19 protein-coding genes are annotated in these 17,021 nt (G+C 59.4%); 17 read left to right on the top strand and 2 right to left on the bottom strand.

Features of this window, described 5'->3' with window-relative positions; genetic code table 11:
- Positions 1 to 7 precede the first annotated feature (7 nt).
- The 4 genes from PYR65_RS25170 to PYR65_RS25155 all read left to right on the top strand — a co-directional run bounded on the left by PYR65_RS25170 (position 8) and on the right by PYR65_RS25155 (position 3,447).
- Positions 8 to 1,009 carry a 4-hydroxyproline epimerase gene (locus PYR65_RS25170; RefSeq protein ID WP_276121452.1) on the top strand — a complete coding sequence of 334 codons (1,002 nt, stop codon included), beginning with the start codon at positions 8 to 10 and terminating at the stop codon, positions 1,007 to 1,009.
- Entirely contained in the window at positions 1,006 to 2,700 is a 1,695-nt protein-coding gene (gene lhpI, locus PYR65_RS25165) for a cis-3-hydroxy-L-proline dehydratase (protein WP_276121451.1), read from the top strand. Before PYR65_RS25170 ends, lhpI begins: the two co-directional genes overlap by 4 nt.
- Before the next feature lie 88 nt (positions 2,701 to 2,788).
- Positions 2,789 to 3,055 (top strand): AbrB/MazE/SpoVT family DNA-binding domain-containing protein, encoded by a 267-nt coding sequence (locus PYR65_RS25160; RefSeq protein ID WP_276121450.1) that lies wholly within the window; start codon positions 2,789 to 2,791, stop codon positions 3,053 to 3,055.
- A complete protein-coding gene (locus PYR65_RS25155) occupies positions 3,052 to 3,447 on the top strand; it encodes a type II toxin-antitoxin system VapC family toxin (RefSeq protein WP_276121449.1) in 396 nt (131 codons plus the stop codon). Before PYR65_RS25160 ends, PYR65_RS25155 begins: the two co-directional genes overlap by 4 nt.
- A 128-nt stretch (positions 3,448 to 3,575) precedes the next feature.
- Here PYR65_RS25155 and PYR65_RS25150 read toward each other — a convergent pair whose 3' ends face one another.
- Positions 3,576 to 3,977 (bottom strand): hypothetical protein, encoded by a 402-nt coding sequence (locus PYR65_RS25150; RefSeq protein WP_060637510.1) that lies wholly within the window; start codon positions 3,975 to 3,977, stop codon positions 3,576 to 3,578.
- A gap of 461 nt (positions 3,978 to 4,438) precedes the next feature.
- Between PYR65_RS25150 and PYR65_RS25145 the strand changes: the two genes are divergently transcribed.
- The 3 genes from PYR65_RS25145 to PYR65_RS25135 all read left to right on the top strand — a co-directional run bounded on the left by PYR65_RS25145 (position 4,439) and on the right by PYR65_RS25135 (position 7,304).
- A complete protein-coding gene (locus PYR65_RS25145) occupies positions 4,439 to 5,788 on the top strand; it encodes an MATE family efflux transporter (protein ID WP_276121448.1) in 1,350 nt (449 codons plus the stop codon).
- Positions 5,789 to 5,971: 183 nt separating this feature from the next.
- Positions 5,972 to 6,643 carry a transcriptional regulator gene (locus PYR65_RS25140; RefSeq protein ID WP_276121447.1) on the top strand — a complete coding sequence of 224 codons (672 nt, stop codon included), beginning with the start codon at positions 5,972 to 5,974 and terminating at the stop codon, positions 6,641 to 6,643.
- Between the two features lie 130 nt (positions 6,644 to 6,773).
- Positions 6,774 to 7,304, top strand: a complete 531-nt coding sequence (locus PYR65_RS25135) for a hypothetical protein (RefSeq protein WP_276121446.1) — start codon at positions 6,774 to 6,776, stop codon at positions 7,302 to 7,304.
- A gap of 68 nt (positions 7,305 to 7,372) precedes the next feature.
- Here the strand turns inward: PYR65_RS25135 and PYR65_RS25130 are convergent, their stop codons facing one another.
- Entirely contained in the window at positions 7,373 to 7,963 is a 591-nt protein-coding gene (locus tag PYR65_RS25130; RefSeq protein WP_276121445.1) for a 3'-5' exonuclease, read from the bottom strand.
- Between the two features lie 240 nt (positions 7,964 to 8,203).
- On the opposite strand from PYR65_RS25130, the gene PYR65_RS25125 reads away from it, so the two are divergent.
- The 10 genes from PYR65_RS25125 (at position 8,204) to PYR65_RS25080 (ending at position 17,016) form a co-directional block, all read left to right on the top strand.
- The gene (locus PYR65_RS25125; protein ID WP_276121444.1) at positions 8,204 to 8,803 is read left to right on the top strand and encodes a cupin domain-containing protein; all 600 of its coding nucleotides are present in this window, start codon (positions 8,204 to 8,206) and stop codon (positions 8,801 to 8,803) included.
- Between the two features lie 129 nt (positions 8,804 to 8,932).
- Positions 8,933 to 9,874: an ABC transporter substrate-binding protein gene (locus PYR65_RS25120; RefSeq protein ID WP_276121443.1), complete on the top strand. Its 942-nt coding sequence runs from the start codon at positions 8,933 to 8,935 to the stop codon at positions 9,872 to 9,874.
- Positions 9,875 to 9,954: 80 nt separating this feature from the next.
- Positions 9,955 to 10,752 carry an ATP-binding cassette domain-containing protein gene (locus tag PYR65_RS25115; RefSeq protein ID WP_276121442.1) on the top strand — a complete coding sequence of 266 codons (798 nt, stop codon included), beginning with the start codon at positions 9,955 to 9,957 and terminating at the stop codon, positions 10,750 to 10,752.
- Entirely contained in the window at positions 10,749 to 11,774 is a 1,026-nt protein-coding gene (locus PYR65_RS25110; protein ID WP_276121441.1) for an ABC transporter permease, read from the top strand. The genes PYR65_RS25115 and PYR65_RS25110 overlap by 4 nt, the downstream gene beginning before the upstream one ends.
- Position 11,775: 1 nt before the next feature.
- Positions 11,776 to 12,864, top strand: a complete 1,089-nt coding sequence (locus PYR65_RS25105; RefSeq protein WP_276121440.1) for a phosphotriesterase family protein — start codon at positions 11,776 to 11,778, stop codon at positions 12,862 to 12,864.
- 29 nt (positions 12,865 to 12,893) lie between these two features.
- On the top strand, positions 12,894 to 13,664 hold the full coding sequence (locus tag PYR65_RS25100) for a glutamine amidotransferase (protein ID WP_276121439.1): 771 nt from the start codon (positions 12,894 to 12,896) through the stop codon (positions 13,662 to 13,664).
- Positions 13,665 to 13,667: 3 nt separating this feature from the next.
- Complete coding sequence (locus PYR65_RS25095; protein WP_276121438.1) at positions 13,668 to 14,582, top strand: ribokinase; 915 nt, start codon at positions 13,668 to 13,670, stop codon at positions 14,580 to 14,582.
- Positions 14,579 to 15,421 (top strand): BtpA/SgcQ family protein, encoded by an 843-nt coding sequence (locus PYR65_RS25090; protein ID WP_060637521.1) that lies wholly within the window; start codon positions 14,579 to 14,581, stop codon positions 15,419 to 15,421. The genes PYR65_RS25095 and PYR65_RS25090 overlap by 4 nt, the downstream gene beginning before the upstream one ends.
- Entirely contained in the window at positions 15,418 to 16,671 is a 1,254-nt protein-coding gene (locus PYR65_RS25085) for a Zn-dependent hydrolase (RefSeq protein WP_276121437.1), read from the top strand. The genes PYR65_RS25090 and PYR65_RS25085 overlap by 4 nt, the downstream gene beginning before the upstream one ends.
- Positions 16,672 to 16,869: 198 nt before the next feature.
- A complete protein-coding gene (locus tag PYR65_RS25080; protein WP_276121436.1) occupies positions 16,870 to 17,016 on the top strand; it encodes a DUF1127 domain-containing protein in 147 nt (48 codons plus the stop codon).
- Positions 17,017 to 17,021: the final 5 nt, after the last annotated feature.

The following is a 17,021-nucleotide window of genomic DNA, read 5'->3' as shown; positions in this document are numbered from 1 at the left end:
CTTCCCCATGGCCACCTACACCTTCTCCTGCCTTGACGGGCATACCTGCGGAAATCCGGTCCGCCTCGTTTCCGGCGGCGGGCCGCGCCTCGAAGGCGCCACTATGCTGGAGAAGCGCGCCCATTTTCTGCGGGAATTCGACTGGATCCGCACCGGCCTGATGTTTGAGCCGCGCGGGCATGACATGATGTCTGGCTCGATCCTCTATCCGCCGACCCGGCCGGACTGTGACGTCGCGGTTCTCTTCATCGAGACATCAGGCTGCCTGCCCATGTGCGGTCACGGCACCATCGGCACCATCACGATGGCGATCGAGAACGGCCTGATCATGCCGCGCGAACCCGGCAAGCTGTCGATCGACGCGCCGGCCGGCAAGGTGGACATCACCTATCGACAGGAAGGCCGCTTCGTCGAAGAGGTTCGCCTGACCAACGTACCCGGTTTCCTCTTTGCCGAAGGCCTGACGGCCGAGGTCGAAGGGCTGGGCGAGATCGCCGTCGATGTTGCCTATGGTGGCAATTTCTACGCGATCGTCGAGCCGCAGAAAAACTTCCGCGACATGGCAGATCATACAGCAGGTGAACTCATCGGCTGGAGCCCCAAGCTGCGGGCCGCGCTGAACGCAAAATACGAATTCGTACATCCGGAACATCCCGAGATCCGGGGTTTGAGCCACATCCAGTGGACGGGCAAGCCGACCGATGCCACTGCCCATGCCCGTAACGCCGTCTTCTACGGCGACAAGGCGATCGACCGCTCGCCCTGCGGCACCGGCACCTCGGCGCGCATGGCGCAGCTCGCCGCCAAGGGCAAGCTTGCTGTCGGCGACGAATTCATCCACGAGTCGATCATCGGTTCGCTGTTCAAGGGCCGCGTCGAGGCAGCCACCACGGTTGCCGGTCGCGAGGCCATTATCCCGTCGATCGCTGGCTGGGCCCGGATGACCGGGATCAACACCATCTTCATCGATGACCGCGATCCGTTTGCCCACGGTTTCGTCGTCAAATGAGCGATATGCCGCACGCCTCCAGCATCCTTGGCGGCCATGCCGAGGGACCGATCATCGCTTCGGCCGAGCCCTTGAGTTTCTGGGGTGGGGTCTCGCCCGAGACCGGGTGCATCATCGACGTGCACCATCCCCTGCACGGGGTCTGTCTGACCGGCGGCATCCTGATGATGCCGTCGAGCCGGGGGTCCTGCACCGGATCGGGCGTGCTTCTCGATCTGATCCTGACCGGCCGCGCACCGGCAGCACTTGTGTTCAGCGAAGCCGAAGACGTGCTGACGCTTGGTGCTCTCATTGCAGCCGAAATGTTCGGCAAGCCGCTTCCCGTTCTGCGCCTGGCTCCGGAAAGTTTCGCCGCCTTGTCGCGCGCCAAAACCGCGCGGATCACCGCGACCTCGATCGAGGCCGGTGGTGTGACGCTTCCCATCATGCCGCCACGGCTCGCGACGCTCGATCTCAACAGCACTGATCGGGCGATGCTTGACGGCGAGCAGGGGGAGGCCATCCAGCAGGCGATGCGGATCATCTGCGCCATGGCGGCGCAGCAGGGCGCAAACCGTCTGGTGGATGTGACGCAGGGACATATCGACGGCTGTATCTATGCCAGCCCCGCCAATCTGGTTTTTGCCGAAAGAATGGCCGATATGGGCGCCAAGGTTTGCGTGCCCACCACCATGAATGCAATCTCGGTCGACCACGCCAACTGGCGGACACAAGGCGTGCCAAGCGCATTTGGCGATCCGGCCGCGAAGCTCGCCGATGCCTATGTCCGCATGGGCTGCCGGCCGACCTTCACCTGTTCTCCCTATCTTCTGGCCAGCGCGCCGCAGGCGGGTGAAGCAATTGCCTGGGCGGAATCCAATGCGGTGATTTTTGCCAATACGGTGCTTGGCGCCCGCACGCCAAAACATCCCGATTTTCTCGACTTGTGTATTGCGCTCACCGGGCGCGCACCGCTATCGGGGGTCTATCTGACGGAAAACCGCAGGGCACAGTCGATCATCGATGTCGAACTGCCCAATCATGTCGATGATGCCTTCTGGCCGCTGGTCGGCTATCTCGCTGGTCACGCCGCTCCGGACCGTATCCCGCTCTTGCGCGGTCTCGCTTCCGCCTGTCCCACGGCAGATGATCTCAAGGCGCTCTGCGCTGCCTTCGGAACCACGTCGGCAGCGCCGATGCTGCATATCGAGGGCGTAACGCCTGAAGCCGAAGGTGCAGCAATCGACGGCGCTGAACGAAAGACCATCACCCGTGCGGACATGGCCGGCGCCTGGAAGCGGTTGAACGCAGGACCGGAGCAGGTGGAACTCGTCGCCATCGGCAGTCCCCATGCCTCGCTGACCGAATGCCGGGCACTGGCCGCCGCACTTGCCGGGCGTCATCGCCACGCGGACGTCGCGGTCATCGTCACTGCGGGGCACCAGGTCATCGCCGGCGCGCGTGCTGACGGCACGCTCGAAGCGCTCGAAAAAGGTGGCGTGCGCGTCGTGCCCGATCTCTGCTGGTGCTCGATCAGCGAACCGGTATTTCCGACCCGCACCCGCACGCTCATCACCAATTCCGGCAAATACGCCCATTACGGCCCCGGCCTCAGCAACCGCGCCGTCCGCTTCGGCAATCTTGCCGATTGCGTGGAGGCCGCTGTATCCGGCCGCGTCCCTGTCCGGCTGCCGGGCTGGCTTGCGTCGTAGCGACGGAATCGGAATTGCTCAAAATAGGCGGTCGATGTTGAATGTAATGCAGATATGCATTACATCGAGATACCGAAAGGGTATTGCTATGGCAACATTAACTGTAACGGCACGCGGTCAGGTTACGTTTCGCAAGGACATCCTTCAGCATCTGGGAATTCGGCCCGGTGAAAAAGTTGAATTGAATCTGCTGCCGGATGGCAAAGCGGAGCTAATGGCTGTTCGAGTGAAGGGTTCGTTCCGGGACCTTCATGGATCCCTCAAAGGAAAGACAAATGGCAGGGTTCTCAGTGTCGAGGAGATAAATGAAGCTATTGCTGAAGCAGGTGCAAGAGCTGGAACTGACAAAGCATGAAGGTGACTGCAGATACGAATGTGTTGCTACGTGCTTATGTTGCTGACGATGTGACGCAAGCGAAAGCTGCGATCGACCTTTTGGCCGATGCCGAAACTGTTGCAGTTAGCACGCAATCTCTATGTGAGTTTGTATGGGTGTTGATGCGGCAATACCGGACTGACCGGGGCGATATTTCAGCAGCAATCCGGGCTTTGCTGAATACGGAAAATGTTGTTGTGAATCGGCCTGCCGTCGATGCAGGGTTGGCTGTATTTGATGCTGGCGGTGATTTTGCAGACGGTGTTATCGCTTATGATGGCAATTGGCTCGGTGGCGAGACTTTTGTTTCATTCGATAAAAAGGCAGTGAAGCTCATGTCCGTGCTCGGTCAGTCCAGTCGTCTTTTATAGTGAACGATTGCCAGCGAAAAAGCGGCTGTTGGACGTATCCGTTAAACAGACCAGCAAGCTTTCATTCCGGATGTTCTGAATAACTTTTAGCCCGGTCATGGCTGACGAGCGTGTCTCGCCTTAAAAGCTCACTCCGCAGCGGCCAGAAACAATGTGCCTTGCGAGGACGATGCCAATGCCCGCACCTTGGCATCCGCCTTGGCGATCAATTGGTAGAATTCGTCCTGTGCTTCCACATCAAGCTGGATGACGGCATTGACGTCGTCGGCGGTGTCGCAAACGCAGGCAACCGCTGAAATGGGACAGACACCGCCAGGATACCGTTTTCCATTGCCGCTATAGGCGCGGCGTCCCCAACGCTCTGAATAGACAGTTTCCTCGCGGTCAATGTGCAGGATCGACCCTTTGCAAGCGGTCACGATACCGGCCTTGCCATAGGCAAACCAGTGATAGTTCAGCCTGCGCAGAATATATTTTCCTGTGATATCTTCACCGGAAAGCTCAGCCGGGTCTTCTATCATTCTAATCATGGTCGCTTCCTTAACTGAAAGCAATATCCGTTATGTGATCGCGCGCAGCAAGTTGAAAAATGCTGATTTCGGAAGCACTTAGTCACAAAGTGTTTCCGTTTCTTACAGTGGCGTCAGAATAAACGACCGTTCATTGCACGCAAAATAGCGCGGAAATTGCGGCTCTACCGGTTCAGGCATGTGCGAATTTGGTATACAGCGTGACCTTGGCCTGGCGGGCAATGTCTTGAAGCAGTCCCGTGCAAGGCCATTATCTCCTGCCCATTCCAAATCCTCGTAAGCTGGCGTGAACGGGCGCCTCGCAAGCCGCGCGTTCGGCCCGTTACTATGCAGCGATGCAAAAATTTGGACATCTGCTAGTGAAGAGGCCGCATGAAACATGGTGCAGATTCGCTCTGGCTTCCTTCGTTACAGGATGATTGAAGAAGCGCGATTGTTCACACCGAGGTTGGTAAGAGGTTATGGCCCCGCTTGAAAAGAAACGGCATATCGGCCGCATCATCGCTGAATTGCCGTCGCTGATAAAACTGTCCATTCCGCTGGTCTTGGGACTGTCGGCAAGCTCGCTGATCGGCGTGACCGATACGATCATGCTGGCGCCGCTTGGCACTGATGTGCTGGCGATCGTTTCGCTGGTAATGGCGGTTCACATGCTGCTGACAGCGATGCTCTACGGGGTGATATCGGTGGTCGGTGTTTCGATGGCCGGTGGCTTCGGGGCGAGGGATGCCCGCATGGTCAGTTCCGCAGTCCGGCATGGCATGATGACGGCGCTGATATGTGGCGTGCTGGCGGCAACGATCATGCTGTCGCTGATGCCGATCGTGCGGTTGATGGGATTGGACGCGGCGCAGGCACGGCTCTACTGGGTGCCAATGGCGTTGTTCATGCTGCCTTTTTCCGTCTTCTTGGTGCTCAAGTCGCTTCTTGACGCAACAGACAGGCCTTGGCTTGCGGTCGGGTTCGCCTTCCTTGGCGTCGCGATCAACGTGCCGCTGAACTATCTGCTGATTTACGGGCTCGGGCCGATCCCGGCTCTCGGCATTCTCGGCTCCGGCATTGCCAGTGTTCTGGCCGAGACGATCGCTCTTGCCGCCGCGTTTTTCTATTGGCGCCGGGCGTTGCCGATGCGCCGTTTCCGGCTACGGGCGATGGTCACGCGCAAAGGCGTCTGGCAGCAGTTTTTACAAGGGCTGCCTTTGGGGATCAGCTATCTCGCCGAGGCGGGGGCCGTGGCGATGGCGACGTTCATACTTGGCTGGTTTGGCGCCGGCGCACTTGCGGCAAACCAGATCGTCAACTCGATCGGTGCGACGCTGTATATGCTGCCTTTGGGAATGGCGACTGCCGTTGCCATCCGGATCGCGCAGGCCGATGGCTCGGGGCAGCCGGAACGGCTCCGCCCGATCGGCATGGCAACCTTCGGCTTTGTCGCGCTGTGGATGCTGGCAACCATGGTTGCGCTGATCTTTGCCGGCCGCTCGATTGCAGAATTGCTGAGCAAGGACGCACCGGTGGTCGCTCTGGCGTCCAGCATGTTTGTCGTGGTCGCCCTGATGCAGGTGGCGGATGGATTGCAATCGACGGGGCTCGGCGCCCTGCGTGGACTGAACGACACCAAATGGCCGTCGGTCGTGTCGATCATCTCCTACTGGCTGCTGGCGTTGCCCCTCGGCTATTTCCTAGCCTTTCATACATCGGTCGGACCGCTCGGCGTGTGGATCGGTTTTGCGGCGGGTCTTTCAATGAGCGCGATCGTTTTGCCACTTCGATTTTTCCGGCTGGTCCGGATGCGGGAAGGCAACGTATAGCCCAATGGCAGCATCCGGATTTTGCTGAGATGCAACGGCGGGCGTCAATTGCCAACGGCACTAAACATCGATAGCACTGTGGATACGAACCGCGATCGCGGTCACCGTTATCTGCAGGACCTATCACGATTGCAGACGTATTTTCCAAAAAATATAAGTGCGGAAATTTCGAGGCTACATTTGGTGAAAAAGATTCAACGCAGTTTCGTGATTGAGTACAAATCCGGTCGGAAGAAAACCGATCCAAAATCGAACTCGATCTGGGGCAATATGGATCTCAAGTCCGTCGCGCGGGATGTGGAGGACGATGCTTTGCCGTTCCCGAGACCGGACGTACAAGACCAAGCATCCGCAAGCGAAGTCTCCTTGCCCAATGTAAATTGGAAAGAGCCGTTGTTGACACAATCAAACGCACATCCGACAACTGCAACGGCTACACAGGAGGCAACCATGGCCGATGAAAACAATTCTACAATAAGCAATGACGCACCGACCTCTGTCGTCGCGTCAATCGATGCGCCGAAGAAGCAGCGCAAACCGCGCGCCAAAAAGGCCGCTCCAGAGGCAGCTGCGGTCGAAACTGCTGCGGAACCCGCCGCTGCCGCCAAGCGCGGCAAGCAGGTAAGGGGACGCAAACCCAAGTCGAGCGAGGCGGCACTCACTGTCAAGAGTGCACCTGTGAAACGCGCTCCGAAGGCTGCGCGTGTTTCGGCCGCTGCAGCGCCGGTTGCTGCTATTGATGATATCGCCGATCTTCTGCAGCTGGAGGAAGAAAACCAGCGTCTGCGCAAATTGCTGACGGAGAAGCTCCGGGCGGAAAATGCGGACCTGCGGAAGCGGCTCAACCTTGGTTGAGACGAAGCGCGGTTGATCGGCAGCCGCAGGTTTTGTACCCGATACGAGATCCACTTTGGCGGCGGTCTTTTCTGCCGCCAGAGCTCAAGCTCGCACCCCATATGCGAGGTAGAACGCGAGGTCTAACAACATGGCGTCACCTTGGAATTTTCTTGCTCGACTGACGCGCAGGCGCCGGGACAGGGACGAGAAGGAGGAGAGTGCGACCGGCGATGTAACGCCGGAAGAGGCGAAAAGCGCCGAGCCCATTTCGGATGAAGCGGGCAACACGCCAGAACCCCAGGACAGGCCGGCGGAAGCCAAGCCGCAACCTCCCGAAACGGTCGAAACCGGCATCATCATCCCTGAACCCGCCGAAGCGGGAAACAATGTGCAGGCTAAAGCCGGCCGGAAACGCGCTGTGCCCGCAGGTCCAGCTAGCGACGCGCCGGTAGTCCCTGCTTCCATAAAAAAACCGGGCGGAAAGCAAAAACGGAACAGGGCATATACCGCCGTCAAGGCTGTCGAAGCCTTTCCGCAGCGTCCGGAAAGCGTACCCAGTTTTTCCGATGAGGTGCAAAGTATCGAGGCAGAGATCGGGCTGCTTCGCCATCAGTTGGCGCGCAAGCTTCGGCAGCAAAATGCACAATTACGGATAATGCTTGCGCGGTTCGAGCGCTGAGAGCGTTCAAACGACGGCCCCCCGCGATCGCTCGAGAGCGATATCGTAAGCAGTACTCGACGTTTGCCTTAAGTCTTGCGGCAGGTGCAGGCGTCATAGCCGCCCGAAAACAGACGCCCCGCCCTCATGCCGATCATCAGCGGGATATCGCGGACATGCGATAGACGCAACGACCGGGCAATGGCGATCGACGCTTCCGCGCAAATGGCTGCATCTTCAGCCGCATTATGGTGCGCGAAGGTGAGACCGAGATGGCTGGCGAGAATATTGAGCTTGTGTGACCCGAGATGGGGCCAGACTTTCTGGGCCATCTTGACCGAGCAAAGATAGGAAAGCTCCGGGTAACCCTGCCGGTACAGATCGCTGCAGGCGCGCCAGACGCTGAAATCGAAAGCGGCATTGTGGGCGATCATGGTTGCGCCACGAAAATCGTCGGCGAACTCGTCCATCACTTCGGGAAACTCACCGGCGTCCTCGACATGCTCCGGCCGGATACCGTGAATGGCAATGTTGAAGGATGAAAAGCGCATGCCCTTCGGACGGATCAGCCGCTCCTCGATGCGCACGACACGTCCATCCTCGATCCAAGCCAGGCCGACGGAGCAGGCACTGCCACGCTGCTCATTGGCGGTTTCGAAATCGATGGCAATGGTCTTCAAGGCGACGTTCCGGTTGCTTTTGTCCAGCTTCTACCGGTGCGCACCTGTTTTGGCAAACGCCTCAGAACCGCTATCGTCATTCCTATCTCACAAAAACGGCTGGCGACATCGTCTTGGCGATAGCCATTCAAGAGACTTGATTGCTGTGAAAGAGAGGTGGTATTCGTGGATTTCTGAAAAAGGAACCTCGCTTCCTATTCACAACAAGTGAAAGCACGATCGCATGGAAAAAGGCTTGATATGACGATAGCGAACCATATCGATGATGCCCAGACTACCAATCCACTTCGTTTGGGAATCCGTCTGCGGCTTGCGCGTCAGACCAGGGGTATGACGCTGAAGGCCCTTTCAGACGCGGCCAATTGTTCCGAAAGCCTGTTGTCAAAGATCGAGAACGGCAAGGCGTCGCCGTCGCTGCCGATGCTGCACCGCCTGGTGGGCGCGCTCGATACCAATATAGGCTGGATGTTCGAGGAATCCGACGGGGAGGAGGGGATCATCTTTCGTGTAGGAACGCGGCCGCTGATCGCACTGGATCCTTTGCGGCGCGGAGAGGGGATTTCGCTGGAGCGGATCATTCCCTACTCGGCGGGGCATCTGCTTCAGTGCAACATCCACCATATCGAGGAAAAGGGCGAAAGCGCCGGCCCGATCCAGCATGCCGGAGAAGAGGTCGGCTATCTCCTTGCCGGTGAAATCGAGCTGATTGTTGATGGCAAGAGCTTCATGCTGGGGACAGGCGATGCCTTTGTCTTCAACTCCGAATTGCCGCACCATTATCGCAATACGGGTCGTGAGCGGGCCAGCATTTTCTGGGTCAATACGCCAGCCACGTTCTGACCATTCCCCGCTCCCGGAAAGTTCAATTCAAGAGACTTGACAAAAATTCAAGTCTCTTGAATTATACCTCAGCGCTCAAGCGCGAGATGAGCCCGGCTACGGGCCTTTCCGAAAACAAGGGGAACCCGAATGCGCCTTTCCACATTTTTGATCCGCAGCACCGCAGCCGCCGCCATGACATTGGTTTTCGGTGCCGCCTCCGCCAGCGCAGATACATTTGCGCTTGTGACCATCAACCAGCAGGCCTTGTTCTTCAATCAGATCAATGACGGTGCCCAGAAGGCTGCGGATGCCGCCGGTGCCAAGCTGGTTATCTTCAACGCCAACAATGTGCCGGCCGCACAGAACGATGCGATCGAAAACTATATCACCCAGAAGGTCGATGGCATCATTCTCGTGGCCATCGATGTCAACGGCGTGAAGCCCGCAATCACGGCGGCAAAAACCGCCGGCATCCCGGTTATCGCCATCGACGCACAGATCCCGGATGGTGACAACATCTCCTTCATCGGCGTTGACAATGCCAAGGCTGGCGAAGACATCGGCAAGTTCTTTTCCGATTATGTGAAGTCCGATATGTCCGGCACCGCCAAGACCGGCATTGTCGGCGCGCTCAATTCCTTCATCCAGAACCAGCGTCTTGATGGTTTCAAGAAGGCTGTCACCGATGGCGGCCAGGCCGTCACCTTCCTTGACACCGTCGATGGCCAGAACCAGCAGGATATCGCGCTGGGCGCAGCCGAAAACCTGATGACCGCCAATCCCGACATGACGACGATCTACGCCACCGGCGAGCCGCAGCTGATCGGCGCCGTCTCCGCCGTCGAAAGCCAGGGCCGCCAGAAGGACGTCAAGATCTTCGGTTGGGACCTAACGGCGCAGGCCGCCAAGGGCATCGAAGAAGGCTGGGTCACCGCCGTCGTTCAGCAGGATCCGGCCGGCGAAGGCAAGGCTGCCGTCGAAGCACTGGTTAAGTTGAAGAAGGGCGAGACCATCGAGCCGATCATCAATGTCCCCGTCACGATCGTGACCAAGGACAACGTTGCCCAGTTCAAGGACATGTTCAAGTAAGGGTTTTTCCCGCATCATCGCGGCATGGCCGGTTTCAGAAAACCGGCCATGCCCGTTCAGGCACTCGGGGAGAACCCATCATGACCGACGGCATACCCTACCGCGTCCGCATGACCGGTATTTCGAAACGTTACAATCCCATTCAGACGCTGGACAATGTCTCGCTGACCCTCAAACCCGGCGAAGTGCTGGGGCTGGTCGGAGACAATGGCGCCGGCAAATCGACGCTGAGCAAGGTGCTTTCCGGCGCCGTCATCCCAGATAGCGGCACCATCGAAATCGACGGCAAGCCGGTTTCCTTTTCGTCGCCCGCCGACGCACGCGCCGCTCATGTGGAAATGGTCTATCAGGACCTTTCTCTGTGCGACACCGTGGATGTTGCGGGCAATCTCTTCCTTGGCCGTGAACCGCGCCGCCGCATTCTCGGCGTGCCGTTCCTCGACAACAAGACGATGCACGGCCTGACCCGCGACATGCTCGATCGCCTCGGTATCGTCATTGCCGATACGCGGCTCAAGGTCGAAAATCTCTCCGGCGGCCAGCGCCAGTCGATTGCCATTGGCCGGGCCGCTTCGTTCGAGCCAAAAGTCCTCATCATGGACGAACCGACGGCAGCCCTTGCCGTGGCCGAGGTCGAAGCCGTGCTGGAACTGATCCGCACGGTCAGCGCGCGTGGCGTCAGCGTCATCTTGATCACCCATCGCCTGCAGGACCTGTTCCTCGTCTGCGATCGCATTCAGGTCATGTACGAAGGGCGCAATGTCGCCGAGCGGATGATCGGCGAGACCAGTATCGAGGAAGTGGTCAATCTGATCGTCGGCCGCAAATTTTCGGCCCGTTCCGCCCGGCACGGCAATGAAACCGGAGTTTCAGCATGACAATGCCTTCTTCGCAAACCGGGCATGCCGGTTCCCATGTCTCGGCCTCGCGCCTGCGCAAGGCCACGCTCTGGGACAAGCTTCTGGCAAACGGCAGCGTCGTCTCGATCGCCCTGTTCTTCCTCGTCGTCTGCGTCGTCTTTTCCGTCATCACCGACGCGTTCCTGACAGCGCCCAACCTGCTCAACATCATCCGCCAGTCGGCGCCGTTGCTGATCGTTGCCGCAGCCATGACCTTCGTCATCACCACCGGCGGTATCGATCTGTCTGTCGGCTCGGTGCTGGCGCTGGTCGCAACCTTGTCAGCGACGGCACTGCAGGCGGGGATCGCATGGCCACTGGTCATTCTGTTGATGGTGTTGCTCGGTGTCGTCATCGGCGCCATCCACGGCTTCTTCATCGCCTATGAACGCATTCCCGCCTTCATCGTCACCCTGGCTGGGCTTTCAGTCATCCGTGGCCTGGCGCTTTTGATCACCGGCGGCTATTCGATCCCGGTCGATCCGGCGAGTTTCTTCACCGTCATTGGCAGATCCTGGTTCCTGGGTGTCCCGGTGCCGGCGCTGATTGCCCTTGTCGTCTTGCTGATCGCCTATATCGTTTTCAATGAAACGCCGTTCGGACGTTACGTGACCGGCATCGGCGCCAATTCCGAAGCCGTGCGCCGGGCCGGCATCGATACGCGCTTTACGACGATGTTCGTCTATATTCTCTCCAGTGCTGCGGCAGCGCTGGCCGGCATTATCGTCACAGCCCGCCTTGGTTCCGGTTCATCCAATGCGGGCCAGGGTTTCGAACTTGAAGTTATCGCCGCTGTGGTTCTCGGAGGCACCAGCCTGTTCGGCGGACGCGGCACGATCCTTGGCACCGTGCTCGGCGCGCTCACCGTCGCCGTCATCGCCAATGGTTTGATCCTGGCCCATATGTCCCCTTTCCTCACGCCGATTGTCACTGGCACGATCATCCTGATTGCCGTCTGGCTCAACTTCCGCCTCTTCCGGGGCGCGGTCCGGGGTAAGTGAGATGGACCATTTGTTCGATAAAGCGCCGAAAGAGCGCGTGGAGATCGGTGTCAAAACGGGAGCGGTGATGACCGTTCTGGGGCCAGTGCGGGTCGCTGAGATGGGGATCACGCTGATGCACGAGCACATTCTGCTCGACGGCGCAAAATCCTGGCGTTGCCCCTGCCATCCGGAAGCGCAAGCGATCGGCGAGCAAAAGGTCAGCATGGAGATCATCGGCGAATTGCGGATGAACCCCTATATGAACCGCGACAACGTCTCGCTCGATGACAGCGATCTGGCACTCTCGGAGTTGAAACGGTTTCAGGCGCTCGGCGGGCACACGGTGGTCGATACCACGAATATCGGCATCGGCCGGGAGCCGGCGAAACTCGCCCGCATCGCAAAGATGTCCGGCCTCAAGATCGTCATGGGGACCGGCTTCTATCTCGAATTCAGCCATCCCGATTGGCTGAAAAATATGGATGTCGATGAGGTCACCGAATTCATCGTCAATGATGTCGGCGGCGGTACGGCGCAGCCGGACGTGATGGCTGGCATTATCGGCGAAATCGGCGTCAGCAAGGATTTCACACCGGAGGAACGCAAGTCGCTGCGGGCCGCCGCCCGCGCCTCGAAAATCACGGGAGTGCCGCTGTCCATTCATCTACCGGGTTGGGAACGGCTGGCTCATGAGGTTCTCGATATTGTCGAGGCGGAAGGTGCCGATTTGCGCCACACCGTCCTCTGCCACATGAACCCCAGCCATGACGATCTGCCTTACCAGAAGGCTTTGGCAGAGCGTGGCGCATTTCTGGAATATGACATGATCGGCATGGACTTCTACTATGCCGATCAAGACGCCCAATCGCCATCCGACGAACAGAACGCGCGCGCGATCCGCTCGCTGATCGATATGGGTCATAGTGATCGCGTTCTCCTGTCACAGGACGTGTTCCTGAAAATCATGCTCACCCGTTACGGCGGCTTCGGATATGGCTTCATTCTGAAACATTTCCTGCCGCGCCTGAAGCGTCATGGGGTCGATCAAGCAGCCATTGACCTCATGCTGATCGACAATCCGAAATCCGTTTTCTCCGCCGTGCTCTAAACGCTGGCAATAAAGTCCAAGGAGTTTTTATGTCCAAGTCCAAAGTCCTTCTCGCTGGCGAATCCTGGGTTTCCACAGCGACCCACATCAAGGGTTTCGACCAGTTCCCGACCGTGACCTATCACACCGGTGCCGATGAACTTCTGGCCGTGCTGAAGGACAGCCCCTTCGATGTCCAGTTCATGCCGGCCCATGAGGCGCAACGCGATTTTCCGCAGACCCTGGAAGCGCTGTCTGCCTATGACGCAATCATCCTGTCGGATATTGGCGCCAACACGCTTTTGCTGCATCCAGACACCTGGATCCACTCCAAGACCACGCCAAACCGTCTTCGCCTGCTGCGTGACTATGTCCGCAATGGCGGCGCCCTGCTGATGTTCGGCGGCTATTACAGCTTCCAGGGCATCAATGGCGGCGCCCGTTACCACAGGACGCCGGTCGAGGACGTTCTGCCGGTTTCCTGCCTGTCCGTCGATGACCGCGTCGAGGTACCGGAAGGGTTTGCGCCTGTGGTGACCGGCACGGAAAGCCACCCGATCCTCAAGGGTCTCGGCACGGACTGGCCGGTTCTGCTGGGATATAACGAAGTGACGGTGAAGGACGGAGCCGAGGTGCTGGCGACCGTTTCGACCGATTACGGTTCGCAGCCTCTTTTGGTCACCGGCACCTATGGCAAGGGCCGCACCGTCGCCTGGACCTCCGATGTCGGTCCGCATTGGCTGCCGTCGAGCTTCATCGCCTGGCCGGGCTACAAGACCCTGTTCGAGCAGATGCTGGCCTGGGCAACGGCGAAAGCCTGATCCATGCGCGTGCATGTCGTTGGCAATGTCTGCATCGACACCACCTTCCGTCTCGACCGCTTTCCAGAAGCGGGCGAGACGCGGAATGCCTTGGGGCATGCCGATGGGCTCGGCGGCAAGGGGGCCAATCAGGCCATTGCCGCTGCCCGCACCGGGGTGCCCGTCACGCTTTGGGCCGCAATCGGCCGGGATGCCAACGGCGCATGGATCCGCCAGATGCTCGCCGGCGAGATCGACAGTGCCTGCCTGACGGATTTGGATCTGCCGACTGACCGCTCGACCGTCGCGGTCGATGAAGGCGGCGAGAACATCATCATCAGTGGCGTTTCCTGCGCCCTGGCTTTTGATCCGATCAAGCAGACCGGCCTGCTCGACAGCATCGAGCCCGGCGACGTGCTGATCATGCAGGGCAATCTTGCGGCAGGCGTCACCAGCGCCTGCCTGCGCGCGGCGCGGGCCAAAGGACTGACAACCGTGCTGAATGCCAGCCCGCTTGTTGCCGGCGTCCGGCCGGGGTTTGAGGACTTCGATATCGTCATCGTCAATCAAGGGGAGGCGGAGGCGCTCTCGGGCGTTGCTGTTGCATCAGAGGCTGCCGCCAAGATACTGGAACTCGGCGCGCATTCTGTGGTGGTCACCCTCGGCTCAAAAGGTTGCCTGCTTCTTCCCGGTGCCGGTGTAGCCGCAATCCATATTGAGGCCCCCAGGGTTGCGGCAATCGATACCAGTGGTGCGGGGGATGTGCTGTGCGGCATCTTCGCGGGATGCTTGGCAAAGGGTATGCATCCGCAAAGGGCGATCCGCATTGCCGTCCAGGCGTCCGCGCTGGCGGTGACGCGAACAGGCACGCTTTCCTCATGCCCAACGGCCCAAGAACTTTCAACTCTCATTGAAACATCAGAAACGGAACACCCATGACACAATCCTCAAAACCGGTCGGCCCGGGCGCAGGCGATGCCATCACCTCCCTCTTCGGCCGTAGCAAAGCCGTTATCGGCGTCGTGCACCTGGCACCTCTGCCGGGGGCTCCGCGTTATAACGGCGAAGCCATAGAGGACATCTACAGCCAGGGCCTGGAGGATGCCCGCGCCTATCTGGAGGGTGGTTGCGATGGTGTCATCGTGGAAAACCACGGCGATATTCCCTTCTCCAAGCCGGATGATATCGGACCGGAAACCGCCGCCTATATGTCGGTCATATCGGATCGCATCCGCCGTGAACTCGGGCGTCCGATCGGCATCAACGTTCTGGCCAATGCGGCCATTCCGGCACTGGCCATTGCCGGTGCCAGCGGTGCCGGTTTCGTGCGCGTCAACCAGTGGGCCAATGCCTATGTCGCGAATGAAGGGTTCATTGAAGGCGAGGCCGCCCGCGCCATGCGTTATCGCGCAAAGCTCAGAGCCAACGGCATCCGGATCTTTGCCGATGCGCATGTGAAGCACGGTGCGCACGCGATCGTTGCCGACCGGCCGGTGGAAGAGCAGGTCAAGGATCTCGTCTTCTTTGACGCCGACGCGGTAATTGCCACCGGCCAACGTACCGGCCATGCAGCCGATCTCGGCTATATCCGTCTGATCAAGGAGGCCGCCGGCCTGCCAACCCTGGTCGGCAGCGGCGTCACGCCCGACAATGCCCGCGATATCCTTGACATCGTCGATGGCGTCATCGTTGCCAGTTCGCTGAAATATGACGGCGTCTGGTGGAACAAGGTCGAAAAGGCGCGTGTCACGGCCTTTATCAACGGACTGAAGAAATGATCTGCTCCGCAGACATCAACGCTGCACGCCTTCTGAAAAGACTGGATGATTTCGCGGCAATCGGCGCAACGCCGGCAGGCGGCGTCAACCGGGCAGCGCTGGGACGTCAAGATCAGGCTGCCCGCGCGCTGCTGGCAGGCCTGGCGCTGGAGCGCGGTTTCCGCGTCTTCCAGGATCCGCTCGCCAACCTGTTCATTCGCCGCGATGGCAAAAACGGCGGCCTTGCCCCCTTTCTGATCGGCAGTCATCTCGACAGCCAGCCGACGGGCGGACGCTATGATGGCGCCCTTGGCACGCTGGCCGCCTTTGAGGTTCTCGAGGCTCTGGAGGATGCGGGACTGGAAACCGAGGCGCCGATTGAGGTGGTTGCCTGGACAAACGAGGAAGGCAGCCGCTTTGCACCGGGTGCGATGGGCTCCATGGCATTTTCGCTGGGGCATATTCCGCAGGATTGGCAGGATATCCGTGGAACGGACGGCGTCTTTTGGCGTGACGCCCTCGCCGAGACGCTTGCGGACTCGACGGTCGCTGAACGCAGGCCGCTCGGATTTCCGATTTCAGGATATCTCGAGCTTCATATCGAACAGGGGCCGTCCCTGGAAAACGAAAATATCCCGATCGGCATCGTCACCGGCGTGCAGGGAACCCGTTGGCTCGACATCACCGTTACCGGCCAGGCCGCGCATGCGGGTACAACGCAACTGGCGTTTCGCCGCGATCCGATGATGGCGGTGACCCATGCGCTGCATACGCTTTACGAAACCGTCATGCCCGAAGACGGCGATGCGCGCCTGACGGTCGGAAGGATCACAGCACTTCCCGGCTCCGTCAATGCAATTCCAGGATCCGTCAGCCTCAGCATCGACCTGCGCCATCCGCAATCAGATCGCCTGGACAAGATCGAGGCACAGGTCTCGGAAGCCTTCCGATCGTCGGTGGCCCCGCGTGGCTGCAAAGCCGATATCCGCCGGACATTCGATATGAGCCCGGCCCGGTTCTCCCAGCCCGTGATCGAAGGTGTGGAAAGGGCGGCGCGTCATTTGGGGCTCGGGTTCAAGCATATGGTCTCCGGCGCCTTTCACGATGCGCTCTACGTGGCGCGTATAGCACCGGCCGCGATGATCTTCGTGCCCTGCAGGGATGGCCTTAGCCACAATGAGGCTGAGTATGTGGAGCCGGACCATTGTGTGGCCGGCGCTCGCATGCTGCTTCAATCGACGCTGGAAGTGATAAGCCCCAGCGCCGGCTAACGTTGATGCCGCCACGCGCCGGGGTATAGCGGCCGCAAGTTGGGCAGCTGCGCCATGAGCGCTGCAGCCGGTGCATAGGTGCTGTGATGCATTGTCGATATTCTGATCAAAGAGAACGGCCTATATTCTCTTCATCAAACGACGCCGGAACCAATAGCGGTTGCTGACGTCAACAGAACCTCACGAAAGGGGATCATCATGAACGTAGCACGCACTTTGAACAACTGGCGCAAGTATCGTCAGACCGTATCCGAACTCGGCCGTATGACCAACCGCGAGCTGAACGATCTGGGTATTGCCCGCGACGATATCCGCAGCGTTGCCCGCGCAGCCGTAGCTTTCTAAGCAAG

This window comes from Pararhizobium qamdonense, assembly GCF_029277445.1.
Classification (GTDB): Bacteria; Pseudomonadota; Alphaproteobacteria; order Rhizobiales; family Rhizobiaceae; genus Pararhizobium; species Pararhizobium qamdonense.
Note: the sequence above shows the minus strand (reverse complement) of the source record. Positions and strands in the feature narration are given on the sequence as shown.

Excerpts from the sequence above, each read along its gene's own strand:
- PYR65_RS25150 (WP_060637510.1), bottom strand. The coding sequence starts at position 3,977 with ATGATTAGAATGATAGAAGACCCGGCTGAGCTTTCCGGTGAAGATATC.
- PYR65_RS25110 (WP_276121441.1), top strand. The coding sequence starts at position 10,749 with ATGACAATGCCTTCTTCGCAAACCGGGCATGCCGGTTCCCATGTCTCG.
- PYR65_RS25160 (WP_276121450.1), top strand. The coding sequence starts at position 2,789 with ATGGCAACATTAACTGTAACGGCACGCGGTCAGGTTACGTTTCGCAAG.
- lhpI (WP_276121451.1), top strand. The coding sequence starts at position 1,006 with ATGAGCGATATGCCGCACGCCTCCAGCATCCTTGGCGGCCATGCCGAG.
- PYR65_RS25135 (WP_276121446.1), top strand. The coding sequence starts at position 6,774 with ATGGCGTCACCTTGGAATTTTCTTGCTCGACTGACGCGCAGGCGCCGG.
- PYR65_RS25170 (WP_276121452.1), top strand. The coding sequence starts at position 8 with ATGGCCACCTACACCTTCTCCTGCCTTGACGGGCATACCTGCGGAAAT.
- PYR65_RS25115 (WP_276121442.1), top strand. The coding sequence starts at position 9,955 with ATGACCGACGGCATACCCTACCGCGTCCGCATGACCGGTATTTCGAAA.
- PYR65_RS25125 (WP_276121444.1), top strand. The coding sequence starts at position 8,204 with ATGACGATAGCGAACCATATCGATGATGCCCAGACTACCAATCCACTT.
- PYR65_RS25120 (WP_276121443.1), top strand. The coding sequence starts at position 8,933 with ATGCGCCTTTCCACATTTTTGATCCGCAGCACCGCAGCCGCCGCCATG.
- PYR65_RS25155 (WP_276121449.1), top strand. The coding sequence starts at position 3,052 with ATGAAGGTGACTGCAGATACGAATGTGTTGCTACGTGCTTATGTTGCT.
- PYR65_RS25100 (WP_276121439.1), top strand. The coding sequence starts at position 12,894 with ATGTCCAAGTCCAAAGTCCTTCTCGCTGGCGAATCCTGGGTTTCCACA.
- PYR65_RS25090 (WP_060637521.1), top strand. The coding sequence starts at position 14,579 with ATGACACAATCCTCAAAACCGGTCGGCCCGGGCGCAGGCGATGCCATC.
- PYR65_RS25095 (WP_276121438.1), top strand. The coding sequence starts at position 13,668 with ATGCGCGTGCATGTCGTTGGCAATGTCTGCATCGACACCACCTTCCGT.
- PYR65_RS25145 (WP_276121448.1), top strand. The coding sequence starts at position 4,439 with ATGGCCCCGCTTGAAAAGAAACGGCATATCGGCCGCATCATCGCTGAA.
- PYR65_RS25080 (WP_276121436.1), top strand. The coding sequence starts at position 16,870 with ATGAACGTAGCACGCACTTTGAACAACTGGCGCAAGTATCGTCAGACC.
- PYR65_RS25105 (WP_276121440.1), top strand. The coding sequence starts at position 11,776 with ATGGACCATTTGTTCGATAAAGCGCCGAAAGAGCGCGTGGAGATCGGT.
- PYR65_RS25085 (WP_276121437.1), top strand. The coding sequence starts at position 15,418 with ATGATCTGCTCCGCAGACATCAACGCTGCACGCCTTCTGAAAAGACTG.